This window comes from Bradyrhizobium sp. 139, from assembly GCF_023074175.1.
GTDB lineage: Bacteria > Pseudomonadota > Alphaproteobacteria > Rhizobiales > Xanthobacteraceae > Bradyrhizobium.
Genome location: NZ_JADPKS010000009.1, coordinates 1 through 22,765 on the forward strand (window position 1 = coordinate 1; position 22,765 = coordinate 22,765).

Consider the following 22,765-nt stretch of genomic DNA (forward strand, 5'->3'; position numbering starts at 1 on the left):
GGCTACGGGCCGCCCCAGCGCCACTCCGAGCCTAAATCCGTCAAACATTCCGACACGACCGCGTAAGCCGGCGACAAAACAAATAATTGCCCAGTCTCTTCGCTCTATCCGGGCTACAAGGGCGCCGCTAATCCTTCACCCGCATCAACAGTCCCAGCCCCGCGACGAAGAACACGACCAGCACGGCCATGCCGGCCTTTTGACTCGCCGTCACCGCGGTGATCGTGCCGATCAGCAGCGGGCCGATGAAGGACGTTACCTTCCCCGTCAGCGCGAACAGGCCGAAATATTGCGCGATGCGGTCCTTCGGCGCGAGGCGGATCAGCAGCGTGCGCGAGGCGGCCTGTAGCGGACCGCCGGCCGCGCCGATCAGGCAGCCCAGCACGAGATAGGCGCGCTCGGCCGCGCTCGAGAACAGGGCAGCACCCGGCTGCGGTGGCGCGACCTTGACGAACAGGACGCTATCCTTGTCGACCAGAAGGATCGCCGCCACCGACAGCAGCAGGACCAGCATGCTGCCGGCGATGACGCGCTTCGGCCCAAGACGATCGTCGAGCTTGCCGCCCAGCCATGCGCCAAAAGCGCCGGCAATCGCGAGCATGATGCCGAAGGTGCCGATCTGGATCGTGTGCCAGCCGAAGGTGCCGGCCGCATAGATGCCGCCGAACGCGAACAGGGACACCAGGCCGTCGGTGTAGATCATGTTGGCGAGCAGGAATGCCGCGAGCGATTTCTGCTGCGGCAGACGTTTGATCGATTGCTTCAGCTCCGACAGTCCTTCGTGCAGCGCCTTGCGCACCGGGTGCTTCGCCGGATAATCCGGCGTGAACAGGAACAATGGCGTCACGAAAATGATGAACCACAGCCCGGTCAGCGGCCCCACGATGCGATCGCCCTCATGGCTGACCGGATCGAGCCCGAACAGGGGCTTGAAGCCGAGCAGCGTGCGGCCGGTCTCGGGATTGGCGGCGAGGAAGCCGAGCACGATGGTCAGACTGACGATGCCGCCGATGTAACCGGTGGCCCAGCCGGTGCCGGAGAGCCTGCCGATCCGCTCAGGCGGCACCAGGGTCGGCATCATCGCGTTGTTGAAGAGAGTGGCGAATTCCGCACCGACGCTGGCGAGCGCGACCGCAATGAGCAGCGGCGGAATAATGGCGAGATCGCCGGGCTTGCCGATCCACAGCGTGCAGGCCGCCAGTACCAGCAGGGCGCCGAATCCTGCGATCCACGGCTTCCTGCGGCCTGAGGCATCGGCAATGGCGCCGAGCACCGGCGACATCAGCGCGATCGCGAGGCCCGCAGCCGCCATCGCAAAGCCCCACAACGACTGGCCGGTGGCGGGATCTGGCGCAATGCTGGTGGCGAAATAGGGCGCGAACACAAAGGTCGTGATCAGCGTAAAATAAGGCTGTGCGGCCCAATCGAAGAATATCCAGCTGATGACGGCAGCGCGCGGCGGATAGGTCCGATCCGTGCCGGCCAGGCGCGCGTCCGAGACGATCGTCGTCATCATTCATGTCCCATCACAAACAGTTTTGCCTCTCTTGGCGCAAACCGTATAGCATTATAGCGACGCGTGTGAATTGGCCGAAGGCCACGGCGGAAGTTTGATGATGTCGTCATTCTCGACACGGCGGACGTTTTTCGCATTCGTCGCCATTTTGGCGCTTGGTCTCGCGCCCACCACCGCGCAGGATGCGCGCCGGGCGTATCTTCCACCGGCGCTCGGGACGGTGCACGCCGTTTCTTCCGAGCACGGCATGGTGGTGGCGCAGGAAAAGATATCGGCGCGAGTCGGCGCCGATATCCTGCGCCGCGGCGGCAATGCGGTCGATGCCGCGGTCGCCACCGGCTTTGCGATGGCCGTGACTTATCCGCGCGCCGGCAATATTGGCGGCGGCGGATTCATGGTGATCCATTCGGCCGAGCGCAACGAGGACATCACGATCGACTATCGTGAGACCGCGCCAGCGGCGGCCACGGCGCAGATCTTCCTCGGCCCCGACGGCAGACCCGATGCCGCGAAATCACGCGATTCCGCGCTTGGCGTCGGCGTGCCCGGCACTGTCGCCGGGCTTGCGCTGGCATTGGAAGGATATGGCTCCGGACGGTTCACGCTGGCGCAGTTGCTCGAACCTGCGATCGCGCTCGCCCGCGACGGTTTTGTCCTCAGCGACGATATCGCCGATACGTTGCCGGGCTGGCACCGGCGGCTCGCGCGCTGGCCCTCGTCGGCCAAAATCTTCTCGCGCCCCGACGGCACGCCGCTCGGCGAAGGCGACAGGCTGGTGCAAAGCGATCTCGCCGAAACGCTGTCGGCCGTCGCTGCGCAAGGCTCGCGCGGCTTCTATGAGGGACCGGTCGCGGAAATGCTCGCCAAGGCCGTCTCCGATGCTGGCGGCATCATGACGCCAGCTGACCTGAAATCCTATCAGGCGATGATCCGAGCCCCGGTGCGCGGCACCTATCGCGGCTACGACATTGTCTCGATGCCGCTGCCATCCTCCGGCGGCGTGGTGCTGGTGGAGACGCTCAACATCCTCGAGGGCTTCCAGCTCGCCGATCTGAAACAGGGGTCGCCGGCATCGCTGCATCTGCTGATCGAAGCCATGAAGCGCGCCTACGCGGACCGCGCGCGCTATCTCGGCGATCCCGCCTTCGTCAACGCGCCGATCGGGACGCTCACTGCAAAGGACTACGCCGCCAAGCTGCGCGCTGGCATCTCCACCGATCGCGCTACGCCGTCGAAGCAGCTCGTCTCCGCCCCTCCCGCGCCGCGCGAGGGCACTAACACCACGCACTTTTCGGTTGTCGATGCCGGCGGCAATGCCGTCAGCAACACCACGACGCTGAACTTCAGCTATGGTGTCGGCCTCGTCGCCGGCGGAACCGGCGTGCTGCTCAACAACGAGCTCGACGATTTCACCGCGGCGGTCGGCGCTTCCAACGCCTACGGCCTCGTCGGCTTCGAGCCCAATCTGCCCGGGCCCGGCAAGCGGCCGTTGTCCTCGATGTCGCCGACCATCGTGCTCAAGGACGGCAAGCCGGTGCTGGTGACGGGCTCGCCCGGCGGCAGCCGCATCATCTCGACCGTGCTCCAGGTCATCGTCAACGTGCTCGACTACAAGATGGATGTGGCCGCCGCCGTTGCAGCACCGCGGCTGCATCACCAATGGTTGCCGGACGAGGTGCGCATCGAGAGCGGCTTTTCCGACGATGTGCTGTTCGAGCTGAAGGCCATGGATCACCTCATCGTCGAGCCGATGGGACAGACGTCGGCCAATTCGATTCTGGTGACGCCGAACGGGCCACTCGGCGCACCTGATCCACGCACGCGAGGTGCGGAAGCAGCGGGGCAGTAACTCTGTCCCTGCATAGCAAGGGGGCACGCCCAGGCTTACGCAGGCCGCCGCCCGTGCTACCACCGCCCGAATAAGCAATTGCCGGGGAAACGCACATGAGCACAGCCGATCCGACCCAGCACATTGAGCGTGCGGAGATCGAAGATACCAGCCTCCTCGCCTTCTACCGCGACATGAACGCGCCGGAGCGGCGGACGTTCTGGGCCTGCGCGGCGGGCTGGGCGCTCGATGGCATGGACTTCATGATCTATCCGCTGGTGATCGGCACCATCGTCGCGCTGTGGAAGGTCGATGCGGGTTCGGCGGGGCTCGCCGGCACGGTGACGCTGCTGGCGTCCGCGATCGGCGGCTGGCTCGGCGGCTATCTTTCCGACCATATCGGCCGGGTCAGGACGCTCCAGATCACCATCATCTGGTTCTCGTTCTTCTCGCTGGTCTGTGCGGTCGTGCAGAATTTCGACCAGCTCCTGATCGCGCGCGCCGTGCTCGGCCTCGGCTTCGGCGGCGAGTGGGCGGCGGGCGCGGTGCTCATGGGCGAGGCGATCCGGCCGCAATATCGCGGACGCGCGGTCGGCTCGGTGCAGTCGGGCTGGGCGGTCGGCTGGGGCCTTGCCGTGCTGTCGCAGGCGATCCTGTTCTCACTGATGCCGGCGGAGACGGCGTGGCGCTGGATGTTCGTGATCGGCGCGCTGCCGGCGCTGCTGGTATTCTACATCCGCCGCTCCGTCACCGAACCCGAGATCGCCGCCGAGGCTCGAGCAAAGCAGGCCGCGAGCGGCGATCGTCCGGCGCTCTGGGAAATCTTCTCCGGCCCGATCCTGAAGACCACGATTTTGGCGTCACTGATGGCGACGGGCTGCCAGGGCGGCTATTACGCCGTCACCTTCTGGGTGCCGCAGTTCCTGACCAAGGAGCGGCATCTGTCGATCGTCGGTTCGACCGGCTATCTCTCGACGCTGATCATCGGCTCCTTCATCGGCTATCTCACCGGCGCGTGGCTCGCCGACCGGATTGGACGGCGCAATCTCTTTCTGATCTTCTCGATCGGTGCCATGGCGGTGGTGCTGCTTTACACGCAGTTGCCGCTGACCAACGAAATCCTGTGGGTGCTCGGTTTCCCGCTCGGCTTTTTCGCCTCGGGCTATTTCTCCGGCGTCGGCGCATTCCTGACCGAACTTTATCCAACGCGACTGCGCGGCTCCGGTCAGGGCTTTTGCTACAATTTCGGCCGCGGCATCGGCGCGCTGTTTCCGTACCTTGTCGGAGCGCTGTCGGCGACGACGTCGCTTGCGAATGCGATCGCGATCTTCGCGGTGGTGGCTTACGCGCTGTTCTTCATCGCCGCCTTCGCGCTGCCGGAGACGCGCGGGCGCGTGCTGCACGCGGACTAGCGGGCACTGTCGCCCCGGGGAGGGCGGTGAGGAAACTTACCGCCCCACCTGATACGGCCCGCCCTTCTCGAGCGCTCTGGCGTACGCCGGGCGCGCGTGAATGCGCTCCAGAAACCCCATCGCCTTTGGATGGCCGAGCTCGAGCCCGCCGCGAGCCTGCGCCGCCTCAAGCGGAAAGCTCATCTGGATGTCGGCCGCGGTGAACTCGTTGCCGGCGAACCACTCGCTCTTGCCGAGTTCGCCTTCCCAGTAATCCATGTGCTGCTTGAGCTGCGGATTGACCAACGCAGTGAGCGCCTGGTTGGAGACCTTGCGCACCAGCGGGCGCAGCAGCGCGGGCGCGCGCTTCGGCATCAGCGTGAACAGCAGCTTGAGCAGCAGCGGCTGCATCGCGGAGCCTTCCGCATAGTGCAGCCAATAGGTGAAGCGCAGCCGCTCCGGCGTGTTCGGCGGCGGAACCAGCCGTCCGTTGCCGTAGGTGGCGATGAGATATTCGATGATCGCGCCTGATTCGGCGATGGTGTTGCCGTTGTCGGTGATGACGGGCGACTTGCCGAGCGGATGGATGGCACGCAGCTCCTTCGGCGCACGCATGTCGGGCTGGCGCTGATAGCGCACGATCTCGTAGGGCACGCCCAACTCCTCGAGCAGCCACAGCACGCGCTGCGAGCGGGAATTGTTGAGGTGGTGAACGGTCAGCATCGCGTGGTCCCCGGGGGCTAGGCGTGATCGATCGGCCGCGCGTTCGTGCCAGCCGGGGAACGCAATGTCGAGCCATCCGGTCGGGTATTTTCATCCGGGTATATTGACGTGGTGAATTTACCCGGATACTAAATCGCCAGCACGATCGATATGGCAATGATTCCAATGCAAACGACTTTCACAGCCTTCATCGGCCAGCGCCGTCTGGCCTCCGGCCCGGCGGGCGACGTCGCGCTGGCCGTGAAGCGGGCCGGGCCGGCGCCCGCCGAGCCGATCATCATCTTCGACGACGGGACGGGCCGATCGGTCGACTTCGACCTGCGCGGCGAGGATCGCGAGGTGCTGGCGCGGCTGGCGAAGCTTGCCCCCCCGCCGTCGAGCGAGCTGCCCGAACTGCCGGCGGAGCGGCGCGGGCGCGGCCGGCCGAAGCTCGGCGTGGTCGCGCGCGAGGTGACGTTGCTGCCGCGGCACTGGGAGTGGCTCAACGCGCAAGCAGGCGGCGCCTCGGTCGCGCTGCGGAAACTCGTCGACGAGGCAAGACGCGCAAGCGGCGACAAGGACCGCGAGCGGCAGGCGCGCGATGCGGCCTATCATTTCATGTCGACTATGGCGGGTAATCTGCCGCAGTTCGAGGAAGCTTCGCGCGCGCTGTTTGCGGATGATCGGCGGCGCTTCACCGCGCTGATCGCCGACTGGCCCGCTGATATCCGCGACCACATCGTCAAGCTCGCCACCAGCGACCGCGCTTAAACCGCCCGCAGTATTTGCGCCACAGCAATGTGTAAGCAACGCCGGATCGCGCTTGTCTGATCTGACTGGATTATCAAGATATTATGACCATCATTAAACGGGTGGACCTGTGGCGCGCGCTGCGCCACAATGCGCGAAAAGCGACGTCAGGGAGAACGATTTTGACCCGCACAGCTCCGCAGTTCCTGTTCGATTTCGGCAGTCCTAACGCCTATCTCAGCCATCTCGCGATCCCAGCGATCGAGCAGCGCATCGGCATCAAGTTCGAATACGTACCGATCCTGCTCGGCGGCATCTTCAAGTCGACCAACAACAAGTCGCCGGCCGAAACGCTCGCCGGCGTCAAGAACAAGCGCGAATTCCAGGCGATCGAGACCGAGCGCTTCGTCAAGCGTTTCAAGGTCGAGCCTTATGTTATGAACCCGTTCTTTCCAGTCAACACGCTGAACCTGATGCGCACGGCGATCGCGGCCCAGCTCGAAGGCGTATTCGAGACATACGTCGAGGCCGCCTTCCACCACATGTGGCGCGAGCCGAAGAAGATGGACGATCCTGAGGTCGCGGCGAAGGCGCTGGCGTCCGCCGGCCTCGATGCGCAAAAGCTGTTCGCCCGCGCCCAGGAACCCGAGGTCAAGGGCAAGCTGATCAAGAACACCGAGGAGGCGGTCGCGCGCGGCGCGTTCGGCTCGCCAACGTTCTTCGTCGACAACGAGATGTTCTTCGGCAAGGAGCAGTTGCGCGAAGTCGAGGAGACGGTGCTGGGTAAATAGCCCCCTCGGTTTCCGAGCGACAGAATGTGATCGCGGCAACATTCCGGATTGCTTCGCTTCGCTGGCAATGACGCCTATAGATAGGCCGCCAAGATCAACAACAAGCAAGAGCAACAACAAGGAAGATCCCATGCGTATCCTCGTGGTCGGCGCCGGCGCCATCGGCGGCTATTTTGGTGGCAGGCTGTTGCAGGCCGGCCGCGACGTCACCTTCCTGGTCCGGCCGCGGCGCGCCAGCGAGCTTGCGAGCGCGGGCCTCGTCATCAGGAGCCCGAATGGCGACGTGACGCTGAAGGATCCGCCGCGGGTCGAGTCGGACAAGCTCAAGGACAAGTTCGACGTCGTGCTGCTCAGCTGCAAGGCGTTTGACCTCGACGACGCCATCAAGTCGTTCGCAGCAGCCGTCGGACCTGATACGGCGATCATCCCGATGCTCAACGGCATGAAGCATCTCGATACGCTCGACGGCAAGTTCGGCAAGGAGCGCGTGCTCGGCGGGCTCTGCGCCATCGCCGCGACGCTGAACGACAAGCGCGAGGTGGTGCAGCTCCAGCCGATGCAGTCGATCAATTACGGCGAGCGCGACGGAAAACTGTCGGATAGGGTCAAGGCGATCGACGAGGCCTTCAAGAGCGGCATCGTTGGGGCCACCGCCAGCCAGAACATCATGCAGGACATGTGGGAGAAGTGGGTGTTCCTCTCTTCGCTCGCGGCGTCCACCAGCCTGATGCGCACCTCGGTCGGCAATATTCTCGCCGCCCCCGGCGGCCGGGACTTTTTGCTCGGCATGCTGGATGAGACCAGCGCGACCGCCACCGCGTCGGGCTATACGCCGGGCGGTCCGTTCTTCGAACGCGTCAAGGGTCTGATTACCACCGAAGGCTCGCCGATGACGGCATCCATGTTCCGCGACGTCAAGGCGGGCCTGCCGGTCGAGGCCGATCATGTGATCGGCGACCTCATCGCGCGCGCGGATGCGGCCAAGGTGCCGGTGCCGAAGCTGCGCATCGCGTATACGCATCTGAAGGCGTATGAGAAGCAGCGGGCGGGATAGGTTAGCCCACACTCCGCCGTCGTCCCGGACAAGCGGGAGCGTTGATCCGGACCCTTAACCACGAAATTGAGTTGTTGCGCGAAGGTGCAACTCCGAATCTCCGTAACCACATCTCCCTGTGGTTATGGATCCGGGATCTGCGCGCGCGCTCTTGCAACGCGTCGCGTTGAAGCGCGCTTGTCCGGGACGACAGCAGCGTTAAGGGTTACTGCAAATGCGCGAGATAATGCGCCAACGCGGTGATCTCTTCTTCGCTGAGGGAATAGGCGACGTCGGCCATGGCGGCGCCGGCCCCGCCCACACGCTGATTCGTCTTGTAGTCGTGCAGCGCCTTCACGAGATATTCCTCGCGCTGGCCGGCGAGGCGCGCCACGGCCTTGGTGCCGGCGTAGCTATCGGTATGGCATGAGGCGCAGCGGCGGCCGGCGGCGGCCTGCGCACCCTTCTTCGACAGATCGGGGTCCTTGTCCTCCTGGACCTTCGGCGGCGCGAGCTGCGAAAAGTAAGCCCCTAGATTGCGGATGTCCTCGTTGTTGATCTCCTCGACGATCGGTTGCATCTGCTCGTTCTTGCGTGAGCCGGCGCGGAAGAACACCAGCTGCCATTGCAGGAATTGATCAGGCTGGCCGGCGAGCGAGGGAATGTTCTCGGTCTGCGAGATGCCGTTCTCGCCGTGACAGCCGGCGCAGATTTCGGCCTTGGCCTTGCCTGCCGCGGCGTCGGCAGCGTTCGCAGGCAGAGCGCCGAGTGCGAGGAGCGCAACCGCGCGGATTGCGTGCGAGATGAACTGCCAGCGCATGATCGATGAGTCCATTGTCCCAGCTCGTCATTCCGGGACGTGCGGAGCACGCGCCCGAAATCCATAACCCGCAGTCGCGGTCATGGGTTCCGGGCTTGCGCGCAAGCGGCGCGCAATCCGGAACGACAGTTTGCGAAATTGAAATGAGAGAGGCTGCGGACGCTCTTCGGCCGCCGCAGCCTTTCTTTCACGTCGCGCTACTTCTTGCTGTAGCTGATGCGGTAGATCGCGCCGGCCCAGTCGTCGGCGACCAGGATCGAACCATCCTTGGCGAGGATGATGTCGTCGGGACGGCCGAGATAGTTCTGGTCGCCCTCGAGCCAGCCGGACGCGAACACTTCTTCCTTCGCGTTCTTGCCGTCAGGCCCAACAATCACGCGCACGATGCGCGCGCCCTGATATTTGTGCCTGTTCCAGGAGCCGTGCTCGGCGATCAGGATGTTGTTCTTGTACTCAGGCGGAAATTGATCGCCGGTATAGAACTTCATGCCGAGCGGAGCGACATGCGCGCCGAGCTTCACCACCGGCGGCGTGAACTCCGAGCACTTGTGACCCATCGCGAATTTGTCGTCGGGCAGGTCGCCCTGATGGCAGTAGGGATAGCCGAAATGCTCGCCGATCTTGTTGATCATGTTCAGCTTGTCGCTGGGCTTATCGTCGCTGATCCAGTCGCGAGCGTTCTCGGTGAACCAGAACTTGCCGGTGCGCGGATCGACGTCGCCGCCGACCGAGTTGCGAACGCCGAGTGCGTAGATTTCGGCGTTGCCGGTCTTGGGATCGACACGGCGGATCTGCGACACGCTGGTCGGGGGAACGCCGATGTTGAAGGGCGGTCCGAACGGGATGTAGAACCAGCCTTCCTTGTCGACCGCAATGTACTTCCAGCCATGCGCGGCATAGGACGGCATGTCGTCATAGACGACTTTGCCGTCGCCGAGCTTGTCGAGATTGGCTTCGGCGTTGTCGTAGCGGATCAGCTTGTCCACCGCGATGACGTAGAGCGCGCCGTCCTTGAAGGCGAGACCGGTGGGCATGTTCAGCCCCTTGAGGATGGTCTTGACCTCCTTCTTTCCGTCCTTGTCCTTGATGGCATAGACGTTGCCGAGGCCGAACGAGCCGACGAACAGCGTGCCCTTGTCGCCCCAGGCCATCTGCCGCGCGGCCAGCACACCGGACGCGTAGACCTCCATCTTGAAGCCCGACGGCAGCTTGACCTTCTTGACGATGTTGGCGAGCTCGGCATCGGAAGCGCCGGTGGGCGGACCCGATGGCGGCGCGAGACCCTTCTGCGCCTCGGTCTCGTCGCCGAGGAACCAGTCATCCGGCGGATGGGTCCAGAACTCCTTGGTGCCGGATTCATATTTCTTCAGCGGCTTGTTCTTGTCCTGCTGCTGCGCAAGACCGACGGCTGTCCCCGCAAGAAGGGCAACCGCTGCAAGCGCCAGAACGGATTGATGGAATTTCATCGCGTCACTCCCCTAAGGCAGCCGTCGGGGCTGCACGTTATTTGGTTTTGCTAGTCGAGAGGCGAAGTTCGGAGTCTGTCGAGAGGCAGACCCAAAAAGGGTAGCACATCTGCGAGCGGTGAGAAGGTTTGCACGGCGACGATAACGGTCTCGCTGCAACGCGGAATCAAGATGGCGCGCGGCTGATTTGCAGGCAGCAGGAGGGGCGGGCGCACAAAAAGTGCGAAAACAACCCCATGCAAAGTAGAACGGCTCGGGCCAAATTACTCCCGGTGACGCTGGTCAGACATTTGATGCATCGAGCAAAACGGCAAACGCGGCGATTACGGGGCGACGGGATAAGGCCCGTGGTCGAACACTGTGTCATGATAGCCTTTCGACCCGATCTCGCGTGCCAGCATGCTGCGAAAGTCCGTCCCCTCGCGCAGGCTGTTCAGAACATGCGCGAAGTCGCATTCGGGCCGCCAGCCCAATTCGTGCCGCGCACGGTCGTTGACATAGACGCGGTCGATTGCGGGGAATAGCCGCCAGCCGCGCGCCGCATAGAGCTCCGCGCAATCCGGGTAGAGCTCGCGCACGACACCGGCCGCATCGCGCGCGAGCGCCGCGAGATGGCGCGGCTCGAATGGGGTCGTGGCAGAAATGATGTAGCGGGCGAAGCCGATCTTCGGCGCGCGCTCAACGGCGAGCAGATGGGCGCTCACCGCGTCGGTGATATCCAGCCGGCGATAGAGCAGCTCGTTGGCCTGCGCGTTCTCCGGCGCGTAGGCCGACCGCATCGCGGGATCGTCATCGTCCTCGGGGAAGAAGCGCGAGGTCCGCAAGACGATGACAGGCAGGCCGCGTTCGCGAAAGAACAGCTCGCCAAGAGCCTCAGCCATCAGCTTGGTCGTGCCGTAGATGTTCTTGGGCACCGGCGCCAGATCCTCGGTGACCCACACCGCGGCTTGTCCGGCTTCGGGGCGAAGCTGCGAGCCGAACGCGCTGGTGGTGCTGGTGAAGACGAAGCGGCGCACGCCGGCCGCCAGCGCCGCCTCGAGCAGATTGAGCGTGCCGGTGACATTGGTGTCGACAAAATCCTGCTTGGTATGGGTCGCCACATGCGGCTTGTGCAGCGTCGCGGTGTGGATCACGGCGCTGACGCCGTCCATCTGGCGCCGCACGAAGGCGGAATCGACGATCGAGCCGACCGCATCGGTGAAGGGCGATCTCTTCAAATCGATCCCGCGCACAGGTGACCCGCGCCCCCGCAGGGTCCGTAGAATGGCCTCCCCGAGGTGGCCCGCGCTCCCGGTAACCAGAATTGTCACGACAGACCCAATACAGCCGCCAGCGGCGTGGAAAACCACGCTTCCGTCCGGGCAAGCTGGATACTCTAGAAAAAATTGGAGCGGGCGAAGGGGCTCGAACCCTCGACCCCGACCTTGGCAAGGTCGTGCTCTACCACTGAGCTACACCCGCATCCTGTGTCGGCCGCGTGACGCGCCCGGCAACGGCTGTCGTATGCCAAAAGCGGACGGCGAATGCAACAGCTACGCGCGGGATAGATTCGCGTCTGGGGCCCCATATGGACCCCGATTTCGGTCAGATCGGCCAAAATCGCTCCGGAACCACCGAATCGGCCGCCATGGATTGAAATTCGGCCGGCCCGGCCCAATTTTAGGCCGACAGCGAAGCATATGAATTGGCGACGTGCTAAAGACCCGCCATTCCAGACATCAGACGAGGGGATCCCGTGACGATCATCGACCAGGGTAACGGAGCGGCGGGCCCGGCCGCAGCCGATCTGATCAAGGACACCACCACCCAGACCTTCGTGAAGGACGTCATCGAGGAATCGAAGCGCCAGCCGGTGCTGATCGACTTCTGGGCGGAGTGGTGCGGCCCCTGCAAGCAGCTCACCCCCGCGCTGGAAAAGGCGGTCAAGGCGGCCAAGGGCAAGGTCAAGCTGGTCAAGATGAACATCGACCAGCATCCGGCGATTCCAGGCCAGATGGGCATCCAGTCGATCCCGGCCGTGATCGCCTTCGTCAATGGCCAGCCCGCCGACGGCTTCATGGGCGCGGTGCCAGAGAGCCAGCTCAACGCCTTCATCGACAAGCTGACCAAGGGCGTGACCGCGCCGGGCGAGGTCAATGTCGCCGAGATCGTGCAGGAAGCCGACGGCGTACTCGCCGAAGGCGATGCCGCGGTGGCGGCGCAGATCTACGCCGAGGCGCTGCAGCATGATTCGACCAACATCGCGGCCCTCGCCGGGCTTGCAAAGTGCTACACCGTCTCCGGCGCGATGGAGCAGGCCAAGCAGACGCTGGCCATGGTGCCGGAATCCAAGCGCAACGACCCCGCGGTGAAGGCCGTGCAGACCGCGATCGATCTTGCCGAGCAGGCGGAATCGCTCGGGCCGGTGGCCGAGCTGGAACAGAAAGTCGCCGCAAACCCGCTCGATCATCAGGCCCGATTCGACCTCGCGACCGCACTCAACGCGCAAGGCAACCGCGCCGCCGCCACCGAGCAGCTGCTCGAGATCATCAAGCGCGACCGCAAATGGAACGACGACGGCGCCCGCAAGCAGCTGGTGCAGTTCTTCGAGGCCTGGGGCGGCACGGATGATGCAACCGTCGAGGGACGCAAGCGTTTGTCGATCATCCTGTTTTCGTAAGGCGCGCTGGCAAGGCCAGGGGACCGGGCAGATGCCGATCAACATCGAATATCGCGGCCCCGCCGACCTTCCGGAGATCATTCCGGTGTTTCCGCTGCCGGGCGCGCTTTTGCTGCCCCGCGGCCAGATGCCGCTCAACATCTTCGAGCCGCGCTACCTTTCGATGGTCGACGATTCCTTCCGCGACGGCCATCGCCTGATCGGCATGATCCAGCCCGACGCCGCACATTCGCCGAAGAATTCCGACAAGCCGGCACTGTTCCGCGTCGGCTGCGTCGGCCGCATCACCCAGCTCGCCGAATCCGGCGACGGCCGCTACATCCTCGAGCTCACCGGCGTCTCGCGTTTCAAGATCGTCGAGGAGCTCGAAGTGCTGACCGCCTACCGTCAGTGCAAGGTGGACTTCTTCGCCTTCGCCAACGACTTCACCGCGCGCATGGGCGAGGACGAGGTCGATCGCGAGGCGCTGCTCGCGGTTCTGGCGGACTTCTTGAAGGCCAACAATCTCAAGGTCGACTGGGAGGGCGTCGAGAGCGCGCCCAACGAGGCACTCGTCAACGCGCTGGCGATGATGTCGCCCTATGGCCCGGCGGAGAAACAGGCCATGCTGGAGGCGCCGGATTTGAAGACCCGCGCCGAGATTTTGATCGCGGTCACCGAGATGGATCTCGCCAAGAAGCGCACCAGCGGCGACCCGCCGCTGCAGTGAGGGCCTGAATGCTCAGGCCGCGCGGACGACTGCTCCGGCACCGGGCCGCAGCATTCTGGCGATGTCGGATGCAGGCATCGGCCGGCTGAAATAGTAGCCTTGCGTTTCGACGCACCCCTCTTCACGAAGGATGTCCAGCTGCTCCTTGGTTTCGACGCCTTCGGCGGTCGTCGTCTTGCCGAGGCTGACTGCGAAACGAACCACCGCTCGCGCGAGATGGTGCGCCTCTGCCCTCGCGCTGGATAGTTCGTTGACGAAACTGCGGTCGATCTTGATCTTGTCGAACGGGAACCTCTGCAGAAAGCTCAGCGATGAATAGCCGGTGCCGAAATCGTCCAAGGCGATTCGTACACCGAGCTCGCGCAGTTGACCGAGTACCGCGAAGACAACTTCGCTGTCATGCATGATCACCGTCTCGGTGACCTCGAGCTCGAGCCGGTGCGGCGCAACGCCCGAACTCGCCAGCGCGCCGGCAATGACCGGAACAAGGTCCTTGCTCCTGAATTGAGCGGGAGACAGGTTGATCGCGATCCTGACATGCGCAGGCCATTTGGCGGCTTCCGCACAGGCGGTCCTCAAGACCCATTCTCCCAGCGGCACGATCAAGCCGGTCTCCTCCGCAAGCGGGATGAATTCGCTCGGCATGACCAGACCCTGCTGCGGGTGATGCCAGCGTAGCAAGGCCTCGAAGCCCCTGACCTTGCCGGTCGCGGCGCCGACGAACGGCTGGTAATGCAGCTCGAATTGACGGCCGGCAAGCGCATCCCGCATGTCGCGCTCCAGGTTGCGTCGCGCATGCATGAGCGCGTCGAGTTCCGGCTCGAAGAAGCGGAATGCACCGCGTCCGCCACTCTTGGCCGAATAGAGTGCGAGATCCGCGCTCTTCATGATCACGTCGGAATCGTTGCCGTCGCGCGGCGCAATGGCAATGCCGATGCTGGTGCCCACCGTGATCCGGTGATCGTCGAGATCGAAGGGTTCGAAAAGCGCCTTTCTGATGTTCTCGGCAAGGGCGGCGGCCTCCACGGCCGGGTTAGTCACGTAATCGATCACCGCGAACTCGTCGCCGCCCAGCCGGGCGATCAACGCGGTTTCCGTGGTGCATTCGCGCAGACGCGCAGCGACGGCGCGCAGCAGGGAATCGCCCGCCGGATGTCCAAGCGTATCGTTGACTTCCTTGAAGCGATCGAGGTCGAGAATGAGCACGGCCAGATCGACGCTGCCGTTGCGCGCAACTGCAATGGCATGCTCCATCCGCTCCTTGAGCAGCACGCGATTTGGCAGATCGGTCAGCGCATCGTGTTGCGCCATATGCGTGATCTTGGCCTCGGATCGGCGTTGCTCGGTGACATCGAGATGCGTGGCCACCCATCCGCCGCCGGCCATTGGCTGTCGCGTCACGCAGATCAGGCGACCATCCGCAAACTCGTCGATCCTGCTCGAGACTGCATCGAACGGCAACGCGGCCAGTTTCGAGATGAATTGCTCGGCAGCGCCCTCGCTGGGGTCGCCCTTGAGGATTCCCTTCACGATGCGGTGCCTGATGATGTCGGTGTGCGATGTCCCTGTCCGCAGCAGTTCCGGCGGCAGCTGATAGAGTCGGGCATAACGCTCGTTGCAGACGACAAGCCGCTTCTCGGCATCAAACATGCAAAGGCCCTCAACCATGTGGTTGATCGCCGTATCCAGCCTGAGCTTCTGTTGTTGCAGTTCTTTTTGTGAATCTTCGAGCTGCTGCCGGGCGGTCGAAAGCTGCCTGATGATCTCCTCGAACCTGGCGGTTCTGACTGCCAGGCGGCGATCGGCCAGCACGCCGATCAAGCTCATCCCAAGTACAGATAGCGCTACGCCAGCGATGGCAAGCGCGAGGAAGGCTGGCGAAAGCGACAGGGTGTCGGTCGCACGCGTCGGATCCGGAACGATCTCCACGCCACCCATGGCCGTGAAGTGATGCGACACGATAGCGAGTGTCAGCAGGACTGCCGCTGTCAGCGTACCCCAGTGGTCCTGGTACCTGAGTGCGACAGCGAGCGCGGCGTAGCCGAGACACATGCCCAAGCTGATCGAAACGAATACCAGGTCCACTGACCATGCAACGCGACCCGGCACTTCAAGTGCCCACATCCCGAGATAGTGCATGCTGGCGATGCCGCCGCCGATGATGACACCACCCGCGGCGCGCCACCGGCCGGAAATGCTGGCGGCAACGCCGAAGCCGATCGAGGTCAGGAGCATTGCCGTAGCAAGCGAAAGCGCCGTCAACACGATGCCGTAGCCGGTCGTAACGCCAGGCTCGTAGGCAAGCATCGCGACGAAATGCGTTGCCCAAATCCCGTATCCGATGGCAGCGCCGGCAATCGCGATCCAGATCAATCGTGTTCTTGCGCGCGTGGCGATCGCACGATGAAAGATACTGATCGCCACAATACTCGCGACGAAGCAGACCAGGCCAGCGAGCAGGACGAGCCGCCAATCGTGCTCGAGAGTGAGGCAAGAGAAAACGCGGAACATTCAAAGCCGCTCCATCGTCAATATTGTCGATGGTGGATGGGCTAAACGTTCTTCGCGTTAATTTTGTGCAATGTCTGGTTGCATGCTTACCGGCAGGTTAACGCAGCCTGTGCAATTCGACTTGCCGAGCATTTGCGGGTGAGGATGTCGCGTATCGACGCAGCCCGTGAACAAACTGTGCCGTGATCAGCAAGGAACGTTTAGAGGCGGCTGCGGATGCGCTTGCGTCCGGTGATCATCGCGCGGATCAGATTCTCGCGCTGGAGAATTCCCATCAGAACCACGCCCACGACGTGCAGCACGACCAGCACGATGACGGCGTCCGATGAATAGGCGTGGGTGTCCTCGACCCACCAGACGCCGAAGAAGGTGACGGTTACCGCCATCGCGCCCGTGATCGTCGAGACGGCGAGCGCCAGCAGCAGCGCCACCAGCATCAACGTGCCGGCGGGGTTGAGACCGATATAGCGTCCGCTCATGCCGCGGCGCAGATTCCAGAGATAGCCTGGCGCGGCACGAATCCTGACGCCGACCATGCGGAAGCGCGAATAGCGGCTTCCCAGGAAACCCCAGGCCAGGCGGAAGGCCAGGAGGCCGAGCACTGTATAGCCGAGGATGCGGTGAAGCCCGTCATAGATGGTGGGGGTGAACCAGGCGGCCAGAACGCAAGCCGCGAGGGCCCAGTGCCAGAGGCGTAGCGGGAGGTCCCAGACCGAAATCGTCCGCAAGGCGGTTCGATCCGCGGGGGTCCTATCGGACACCCCGCGCGCTTCTGGTACCGCTTCTTCGATCAAGCCAGGACCACCCTCAAACCTTACTTTGCGCTGCTTACTTGGCGCCGCTTAGGTGGCGCAGATCACTTGGCGCAGATCACTTCGCAATCGTGTGCTTCAGGCTGAGATCTTCGGGGCTGTAGAACAGCTCGTACAGCTTGCCTTCCTTGACGCCGTAGACCTCATAGCACGACCCCTCGATCTTGGAGCGCCGCACCTCGTAGCCGAGCGCCTTGGCCTTGGCTTCGGCGTCGCTCGCCGGTTTCCACGACGCCTTGTCGAGCTTGGTGCAGTCCTTGAAACCGTCGGCCACCGCCGCCGATCCCGTGCCAATCCCGATCGTCAGTGCAACGGCAATAACACGAATGACCTTCACGAACGTCTCCTCCTCTGTCGTGTGCGCTGTGTGCTCAGCGCGAAGCGCAGCCGAAGGAAGCAAAGGAGAGGGTGAAGTCAATCCGGTTCGGGGTAGCTGCTCTTAGATTCATTCTAACGGACACCAAAAGATCAGCGCTCTCCGCATGCAGCCTGCATTTGAGGCGGCGCTGCGGCCTTACGCCTCACGGTTCGGGAGATGGCCCCACCGAACTCGCCAGTTGCGCTAGGCCGCACGTCGCGTCTCCGGGTAATGGCGATGCAGCCAATCCGCCCAGGACAGACGTCCGCGCACGCCCTGACTGACGACAAGCCCCATGCCGTACGCCTTCGCTTTCGAAAGGCTGATCGGCAGTATCTTTCGAGGCGGTCTCCTCGCGTCCTGATATTGCCGGGCAAAGGCGACGAGATCGAGATCTTCGGGGCCGCCGATTTCCGCCCGCACCCCGCGCTGCCCGTCGAAGGCGCAAGTCACGACATGATCGGCAACGTCAGACGTGTCGACGGGATTGAACGGCGTCGTCGGCACCGGCCACACCGGAAGCCAGGCGAGACCCGAAAGCAGCCTGTCGAGCAGATAATAGAACGGCATCGCGCGAATCACAGACCAGGACAGGGCGGATGCACGCACCAGCCGTTCGCCGGCCAGCTTGACCCGCGCGTACGGCAAGGTCGCTTCGTCGAGGCCGACGATCGAGACGTGCAGGAGGTGCCGCACCTCGGCTTCGCCACTGAGCGACACCAGCTGCTCAGTGCCCTCAACATCCACGGCCGAGGGTGACCTGAAAAAATCTATTGGACGAATGCCGCCGCGCCGCGCGATTGGCGAACAGGTGGCCGCATTGATGACCGTGTCGACATCGCGCAGCGCTTCCCGCAGCCCGATGCCCGTCGCGAGGTCGCCGATCGCCCATTCGACATCCGATCGCGCGCCCGGCGATCGTGCAAACACCCGGACGCGGCGCCCGTCCCGAACGAGACGATGGACGATATCCCGGCCGAGATGGCCCGTGCCTCCGGTGACCAGCGTCAGCGCCATGCCTCAACTCCCTTCGGCTTTGCGCCGCGGCTCACCGGTGGGAACGAGCACGGTCTCGCCGGTCGCGACGAGCGAGAGCTCGCCTTGCTCGTCCTCGGCAAAGAGCTCGGCGCGGGCAAACACCTGCCTGCGCCCGGCGCGGAGCGTCGTTCCGTTAGCGACGAAGTGGCGGCCGATGGCCGGCTTCAGGCAGTTCATCGAGAAGTGCGAGGCGGCGACCGCGCCAACGAGCGTCGCCGCGGCGAAACCGCAGGCAGTGTCGAGCAGGGCTGCAATCAGGCCGGCGTGGAGATGTCCGGAATATTGAGTGAGGTCGCCGCGCCATGTCATGCGGATCGTTACCACGCCATGGCCGGCCGCAACGATGTCGAAGCCGACGGAGCGGTTGAACGCCGCGGATGCATTGATCGCGTTGAGCGTTTGCAGATCGAACCCGGGCGTCGCGCTCATGAGTAGCTCCATCGCGGCGGACGATTGAGATTACTCCTGACCGCTTCGGCATGATTGGGCGTGCCGAGCAGCGCCGCCTGTTCGGCCGTCTCCGCGGCGAGACCGGTCGCCTCGTCAGAGGTCGCAGACAGATTGAGCAGTCGCTTGGCCGCGCGGATGGCATCGGGGCTTCGGCTTGCGATTTCATGCGCCGTCGCTAGCGCAGCTGCCACGGGATCGTCGAACATCCGCGTCGCAAAGCCGTAGGCGAGCGCCTCTTCGGCCGAGAAGATACGCCCGGTATAGGTCAGCTCCCGTACGATATCCTCTCGCGCGAGGTGGCGCGCGAGGTGCGTGCCGCACATATCGGGCACGAGGCCCCATTTGGCCTCGATGATCGCGAGCTTTGTTCCGGGCGCGAAGTAGCGAAAGTCGGCACCGAGCGCGAATTGGAAGCCGCCGCCGAAGGCAACGCCGTGGACCGCTGCGATCACAGGCACCGGAAGCTCGCGCCAGAGCCAGACGAGGTGCTGGGCATAGTTCGCGATGCTGTGGGTTCGACGCGTCAGGTCAATGGACGGGAGCAGCGGATCGCCGTTCGCCGTGGCGATGAGGCGGTCCAGGTCGAGGCCCGCGCAGAACGCGCGCCCTTCGCCAGAGATGACAGCGGCCCGAACGTCCTTGCGTGCACCAAGCTGCGTGCCGGCCTCGATGATCGCCTTGAACATCGCCGGATCGAGCGCATTCATTTTGTCCGGACGGTTTAGCCGGAGATGAGCCACGCCGCTCTCGATAGTCAGCCGAACACGATTTTCCATGATTCCGCTCCGTTTGAATGCGCCGCTCGTCATTGCGACGCTCAGTAACCGGCAAGCGCCATGGCAACAACGGCACTGAGCGCCATCCAGCCGAAATGCCGGCCGCGCGTCGCCCATGCGTTGGCGAAAGCGGAGAAGGCGAACACGAAAGCCATGGTGATGACGATCCAGTGGCGCGCCGGCTCCGATTCCATCCGGGGTGCCGCGATCAGGAGCACACCACCGCCGATCCAGGCGACGGTCGAGGCCTGCCAGACCAGGCGAATCAGGGTGCGAAGCCGTTCCGGCTCGATGCGGGTGCGGGCAAAGACCTTGGTCTCGCCGAGAATGCCATGGATGAGGGCCACGGCAATGGTTACGACGCCGGCACACTGGAGCAAGAGGTCACGCATCGTCGCCTCCATACAGTAATGTATGGTGAGATAGACGCTGGCACATTCCCTGTCAATACACTAGTGTATGGATCGATTCTGGAATCCGTCATGACCGAACAACTCTCCGCCGACGAGTGGATCAAAGAGGGCCTGAAGGCACTGGCCAAAAACGGCTTCACGGCCCTGAAGGCCGATCCGCTCGCAAAGGCCATGGGCGTCTCGCGCGGCAGCTTCTATTGGCATTTCGCCGATCTCGGCGCGTTCCACGCCGCGGTCCTGAAGCGCTGGCGCGAGATTGCGGCCGAACAGATCATTGCCGACGTCGAGGCCGCCAGCGACGAGCCGCTGAAGGCGCTGCTGCAACGATCCTTTGGCGCGCGGCTCGATCTCGAGCGGGCCGTGCGCAACTGGGCGGCGTTCGATGCGGCCGCGCAAGGCGCGGTCCGCGCGATCGACCGCCGCAGGATCGACTATATCGAGAGGCGGCTTACGATGCGGGGGCTGGAGCCGGCGAAGGCGCAGGCGCGCGCGCAGATCCTGTACTGGACGTTCCTCGGCTTTGCCTTGTCGGGCACATCGGTACCGGCGCCACGGCTCCAGGGCATGCTCGACGAGATTATGCGGATGGTCTCTGCCTAGCCGCAGCAATGGGCGACCGCGATTTTCTGTGCTAGAGGCAACCGATCGTCGGAGCCCCCAATGAACGCACCCACCGAACGCCCCGAAACCAGCGTCGATCCCAAATTGCTGGAGATCCTGGTCTGCCCGCTGACCAAGGGTCCGCTGGAGTTCGATTCCGCAAAGCAGGAGCTGATCTCGCGCAGCGCCAAGCTCGCCTACCCGATCCGCGACGGCATCCCGATCATGCTGCCGGAAGAAGCGCGGAAGATCGATTGAGGAACTTGTAGATCCGGATGGAGCGCAGCGAAATCCGGGGTTCTCCAAGCTGACGCAGCGGTCCCGGATTACGCCGTGCTCCATCCGGGCTGGGACGGCTTCGCCGTCACACCTCCAGCGTCACCGTCACCGGCACGTGGTCCGACGGGCGCTCCCAGCTCCGCGCGTCGCGCAGGATTTTGAAATCGCTGACCGCGTCCTTCAGTGCCCGCGAGACCCAGATGTGGTCGAGCCTGCGGCCGCGATCGCCGACGGTCCAGTCGGCTGAGCGGTAGCTCCACCATGTATAGACCTTCTCCGACATCGGAAAGCGCGCGCGTGCCACGTCAACCCACTCACCGGCCGCCAGCGCTGCTTGCAGCTTCTCGGTTTCTACAGGTGTATGCGAAACGACTTTCAGAAGCTGCCTGTGTGACCATACGTCATTCTCGTGCGGGGCGACGTTGAGATCGCCGACCAGGATGTGACGGTCCTCCCCGCGCGGATGCAGCGGCTCGCAGGCCTTCATCTCGTCGAGGAAGCGAAGCTTGTGGTCGAATTTTTCGTTCAGCGCGGGATCGGGAATGTCGCCTCCGGCGGGAACGTAGAAATTATGCAGCACCAGCGGCTTTGCGATGCTGGCCTTCTCGCCGAACGACACCGAGATGTGGCGCGAATCGATCTTGTCGCAGAAGGTGCGGATGTCCTTCGATTCGAACGGGATCTTCGAGACGATGGCGACGCCGTGATAGCCCTTCTGCCCGTTCAGCGCGACATGCTCATAGCCGAGCCGCTTGAAGCGTTTCAGTGGAAAGGAATCGTCGATGCACTTGGTCTCCTGGAGACACAGCACGTCCGGCCGCGCGCTCTTGAGAAACTTCGCGACCAGGTCGATGCGAAGCCGCACCGAATTGATGTTCCAGGTTGTCAGGGAAAGACGCATGAGGAGTGCGTCTTAGCAAGCTCTCGCAGGGTGGGCAAAGGCGCAAAGCGCCGTGCCCACCACTTCTTGTCTAATCGTGGAGAGATGGTGGGCACGGCGCAAGGGCGCCTTTGCCCACCTTACGCACTGCACTCAGCCCGGCGACGGGCCGTAATTAGTGAAGTCGATCTTGAACATGCCGGGATCGAGCTTCTTGGTCGTGTCGAGATTGTAGACTGCGATCGTGGTGTCGTAGCCCTGCGGGTCGGTCACGGTCCACTGCTTCAACTGGCCGTCCTTGGCGCCGAACATCAAGAGCAGGCGGCTGGTGCCGACCAATGCCTGCTTCTCCTCGATGGTGACGCTGACGAAGACATCGTCGGCCGAGACGTTGACGACGTTGGTGTCCTTCATCAGGTCGATGCGGTCGGACAACAGGAAGCGGAGTGGCGTCTGTGACAACGGATAGACGTCCTGGGTCGCGAGCTTGCGGTCGCGCACCACCAGCGAGGATCCATCGGCGACGATGTCGATCGGGCTCGGCGCGTCATATTCGAAGCGCACCTTGCCCGGCTTCTGGATGTAGAAATCGCCTTGGGTCTTGCTGCCGTCCGGGCCGACCTGGACGAAATTCCCGACCAGCGTCGAAAGCGACGACAGATAAGCGCTGACCTTCGCCGCCTGCGCCTTCTGGTTGGCGTCGAAGGTCTGGAAGATGCTGCTCGGCACGTTGCGACGCGGATCCGGAATGACCGGATTCGGCGGCGTCTGGGTCGCGCCGGTGATGCTGGGGCCCCCGGCGGACGCCCCACCGTCGCGGCCCTTCGGCGCGGGCTTCGGCACGGGCACGTTCTGCGCGAACGACGTCGCGGTCACCATCGCGGCGGTGACGAGAAGCACGCCGACCATGCGCGCGCTTCGCGCGGCGAGGGTGGCAGCGAATCGAATGTCCGGATGTCTGATCAACGCGTCGTCCTGTATGG

Annotated in this window: 23 protein-coding genes and 1 tRNA gene; 9 read left to right on the top strand and 15 right to left on the bottom strand. The window is 63.8% G+C overall.

Annotation, left to right across the window (positions count from 1 at the left end):
* Window positions 1-127: 127 nt before the first annotated feature.
* Window positions 128-1,513: an MFS transporter gene (locus IVA80_RS02920; RefSeq protein ID WP_247425498.1), complete on the bottom strand. Its 1,386-nt coding sequence runs from the start codon at window positions 1,511-1,513 to the stop codon at window positions 128-130.
* A 100-nt stretch (window positions 1,514-1,613) separates the two neighbouring features.
* Between IVA80_RS02920 and ggt the strand changes: the two genes are divergently transcribed.
* Window positions 1,614-3,365, top strand: a complete 1,752-nt coding sequence (gene ggt, locus IVA80_RS02925) for a gamma-glutamyltransferase (RefSeq protein ID WP_247425501.1) — start codon at window positions 1,614-1,616, stop codon at window positions 3,363-3,365.
* 95 nt (window positions 3,366-3,460) lie between these two features.
* Window positions 3,461-4,756 (top strand): MFS transporter, encoded by a 1,296-nt coding sequence (locus tag IVA80_RS02930; protein ID WP_247425503.1) that lies wholly within the window; start codon window positions 3,461-3,463, stop codon window positions 4,754-4,756.
* Between the two features lie 36 nt (window positions 4,757-4,792).
* Here IVA80_RS02930 and IVA80_RS02935 read toward each other — a convergent pair whose 3' ends face one another.
* On the bottom strand, window positions 4,793-5,458 hold the full coding sequence (locus tag IVA80_RS02935) for a glutathione S-transferase (RefSeq protein ID WP_247425505.1): 666 nt from the start codon (window positions 5,456-5,458) through the stop codon (window positions 4,793-4,795).
* A 165-nt stretch (window positions 5,459-5,623) separates the two neighbouring features.
* Between IVA80_RS02935 and IVA80_RS02940 the strand changes: the two genes are divergently transcribed.
* The 3 genes from IVA80_RS02940 (at window position 5,624) to panE (ending at window position 8,032) form a co-directional block, all read left to right on the top strand.
* Entirely contained in the window at window positions 5,624-6,208 is a 585-nt protein-coding gene (locus IVA80_RS02940; RefSeq protein WP_247425507.1) for a DUF2239 family protein, read from the top strand.
* 161 nt (window positions 6,209-6,369) lie between these two features.
* Window positions 6,370-6,978: a 2-hydroxychromene-2-carboxylate isomerase gene (locus IVA80_RS02945; RefSeq protein ID WP_247425509.1), complete on the top strand. Its 609-nt coding sequence runs from the start codon at window positions 6,370-6,372 to the stop codon at window positions 6,976-6,978.
* A 130-nt stretch (window positions 6,979-7,108) separates the two neighbouring features.
* Window positions 7,109-8,032: a 2-dehydropantoate 2-reductase gene (panE, locus tag IVA80_RS02950; RefSeq protein WP_247425510.1), complete on the top strand. Its 924-nt coding sequence runs from the start codon at window positions 7,109-7,111 to the stop codon at window positions 8,030-8,032.
* 205 nt (window positions 8,033-8,237) lie between these two features.
* On the opposite strand, the gene IVA80_RS02955 is transcribed toward panE, so the two are convergent.
* The 4 genes from IVA80_RS02955 to IVA80_RS02970 all read right to left on the bottom strand — a co-directional run bounded on the left by IVA80_RS02955 (window position 8,238) and on the right by IVA80_RS02970 (window position 11,758).
* A complete protein-coding gene (locus IVA80_RS02955; RefSeq protein ID WP_247425666.1) occupies window positions 8,238-8,831 on the bottom strand; it encodes a c-type cytochrome in 594 nt (197 codons plus the stop codon).
* 197 nt (window positions 8,832-9,028) lie between these two features.
* Window positions 9,029-10,297 (bottom strand): PQQ-dependent sugar dehydrogenase, encoded by a 1,269-nt coding sequence (locus tag IVA80_RS02960; RefSeq protein WP_247425513.1) that lies wholly within the window; start codon window positions 10,295-10,297, stop codon window positions 9,029-9,031.
* Window positions 10,298-10,620: 323 nt separating this feature from the next.
* Window positions 10,621-11,607: an NAD(P)-dependent oxidoreductase gene (locus IVA80_RS02965; protein ID WP_247425515.1), complete on the bottom strand. Its 987-nt coding sequence runs from the start codon at window positions 11,605-11,607 to the stop codon at window positions 10,621-10,623.
* A 76-nt stretch (window positions 11,608-11,683) separates the two neighbouring features.
* Window positions 11,684-11,758: transfer RNA gene (locus IVA80_RS02970), tRNA-Gly, on the bottom strand.
* 274 nt (window positions 11,759-12,032) lie between these two features.
* Between IVA80_RS02970 and trxA the strand changes: the two genes are divergently transcribed.
* The gene (gene trxA, locus IVA80_RS02975) at window positions 12,033-12,956 is read left to right on the top strand and encodes a thioredoxin (RefSeq protein WP_247425517.1); all 924 of its coding nucleotides are present in this window, start codon (window positions 12,033-12,035) and stop codon (window positions 12,954-12,956) included.
* Between the two features lie 31 nt (window positions 12,957-12,987).
* Window positions 12,988-13,665, top strand: coding sequence for an LON peptidase substrate-binding domain-containing protein (locus IVA80_RS02980; RefSeq protein WP_247425518.1), 678 nt, complete (start codon window positions 12,988-12,990; stop codon window positions 13,663-13,665).
* A 12-nt stretch (window positions 13,666-13,677) separates the two neighbouring features.
* Here IVA80_RS02980 and IVA80_RS02985 read toward each other — a convergent pair whose 3' ends face one another.
* From IVA80_RS02985 to IVA80_RS03015, 7 genes are all read right to left on the bottom strand, one after another.
* Entirely contained in the window at window positions 13,678-16,176 is a 2,499-nt protein-coding gene (locus IVA80_RS02985; protein ID WP_247425521.1) for an EAL domain-containing protein, read from the bottom strand.
* A gap of 200 nt (window positions 16,177-16,376) precedes the next feature.
* Window positions 16,377-16,970 (bottom strand): cytochrome b/b6 domain-containing protein, encoded by a 594-nt coding sequence (locus IVA80_RS02990; protein ID WP_247425523.1) that lies wholly within the window; start codon window positions 16,968-16,970, stop codon window positions 16,377-16,379.
* A 76-nt stretch (window positions 16,971-17,046) separates the two neighbouring features.
* Window positions 17,047-17,325, bottom strand: a complete 279-nt coding sequence (locus IVA80_RS02995; RefSeq protein ID WP_247425525.1) for a PepSY domain-containing protein — start codon at window positions 17,323-17,325, stop codon at window positions 17,047-17,049.
* Between the two features lie 225 nt (window positions 17,326-17,550).
* Window positions 17,551-18,363 (bottom strand): NAD(P)H-binding protein, encoded by an 813-nt coding sequence (locus IVA80_RS03000; protein WP_247425528.1) that lies wholly within the window; start codon window positions 18,361-18,363, stop codon window positions 17,551-17,553.
* A 3-nt stretch (window positions 18,364-18,366) separates the two neighbouring features.
* A complete protein-coding gene (locus IVA80_RS03005) occupies window positions 18,367-18,813 on the bottom strand; it encodes a PaaI family thioesterase (protein WP_247425529.1) in 447 nt (148 codons plus the stop codon).
* The gene (locus IVA80_RS03010) at window positions 18,810-19,610 is read right to left on the bottom strand and encodes a crotonase/enoyl-CoA hydratase family protein (RefSeq protein ID WP_247425532.1); all 801 of its coding nucleotides are present in this window, start codon (window positions 19,608-19,610) and stop codon (window positions 18,810-18,812) included. The genes IVA80_RS03005 and IVA80_RS03010 overlap by 4 nt, the downstream gene beginning before the upstream one ends.
* 41 nt (window positions 19,611-19,651) lie before the next feature.
* Window positions 19,652-20,002, bottom strand: coding sequence for a hypothetical protein (locus IVA80_RS03015; protein WP_247425534.1), 351 nt, complete (start codon window positions 20,000-20,002; stop codon window positions 19,652-19,654).
* A 90-nt stretch (window positions 20,003-20,092) separates the two neighbouring features.
* Here IVA80_RS03015 and IVA80_RS03020 point away from each other — a divergent pair, with 90 nt between their 5' ends.
* Window positions 20,093-20,623: a TetR/AcrR family transcriptional regulator gene (locus tag IVA80_RS03020; protein ID WP_247425536.1), complete on the top strand. Its 531-nt coding sequence runs from the start codon at window positions 20,093-20,095 to the stop codon at window positions 20,621-20,623.
* 60 nt (window positions 20,624-20,683) lie between these two features.
* Window positions 20,684-20,881 (top strand): Trm112 family protein, encoded by a 198-nt coding sequence (locus IVA80_RS03025; RefSeq protein ID WP_011083431.1) that lies wholly within the window; start codon window positions 20,684-20,686, stop codon window positions 20,879-20,881.
* Between the two features lie 106 nt (window positions 20,882-20,987).
* Here IVA80_RS03025 and xth read toward each other — a convergent pair whose 3' ends face one another.
* The gene (gene xth / locus IVA80_RS03030; RefSeq protein ID WP_247425538.1) at window positions 20,988-21,803 is read right to left on the bottom strand and encodes an exodeoxyribonuclease III; all 816 of its coding nucleotides are present in this window, start codon (window positions 21,801-21,803) and stop codon (window positions 20,988-20,990) included.
* A 132-nt stretch (window positions 21,804-21,935) separates the two neighbouring features.
* Entirely contained in the window at window positions 21,936-22,691 is a 756-nt protein-coding gene (locus tag IVA80_RS03035; protein ID WP_247425667.1) for an outer membrane lipoprotein carrier protein LolA, read from the bottom strand.
* Window positions 22,692-22,765: the final 74 nt, after the last annotated feature.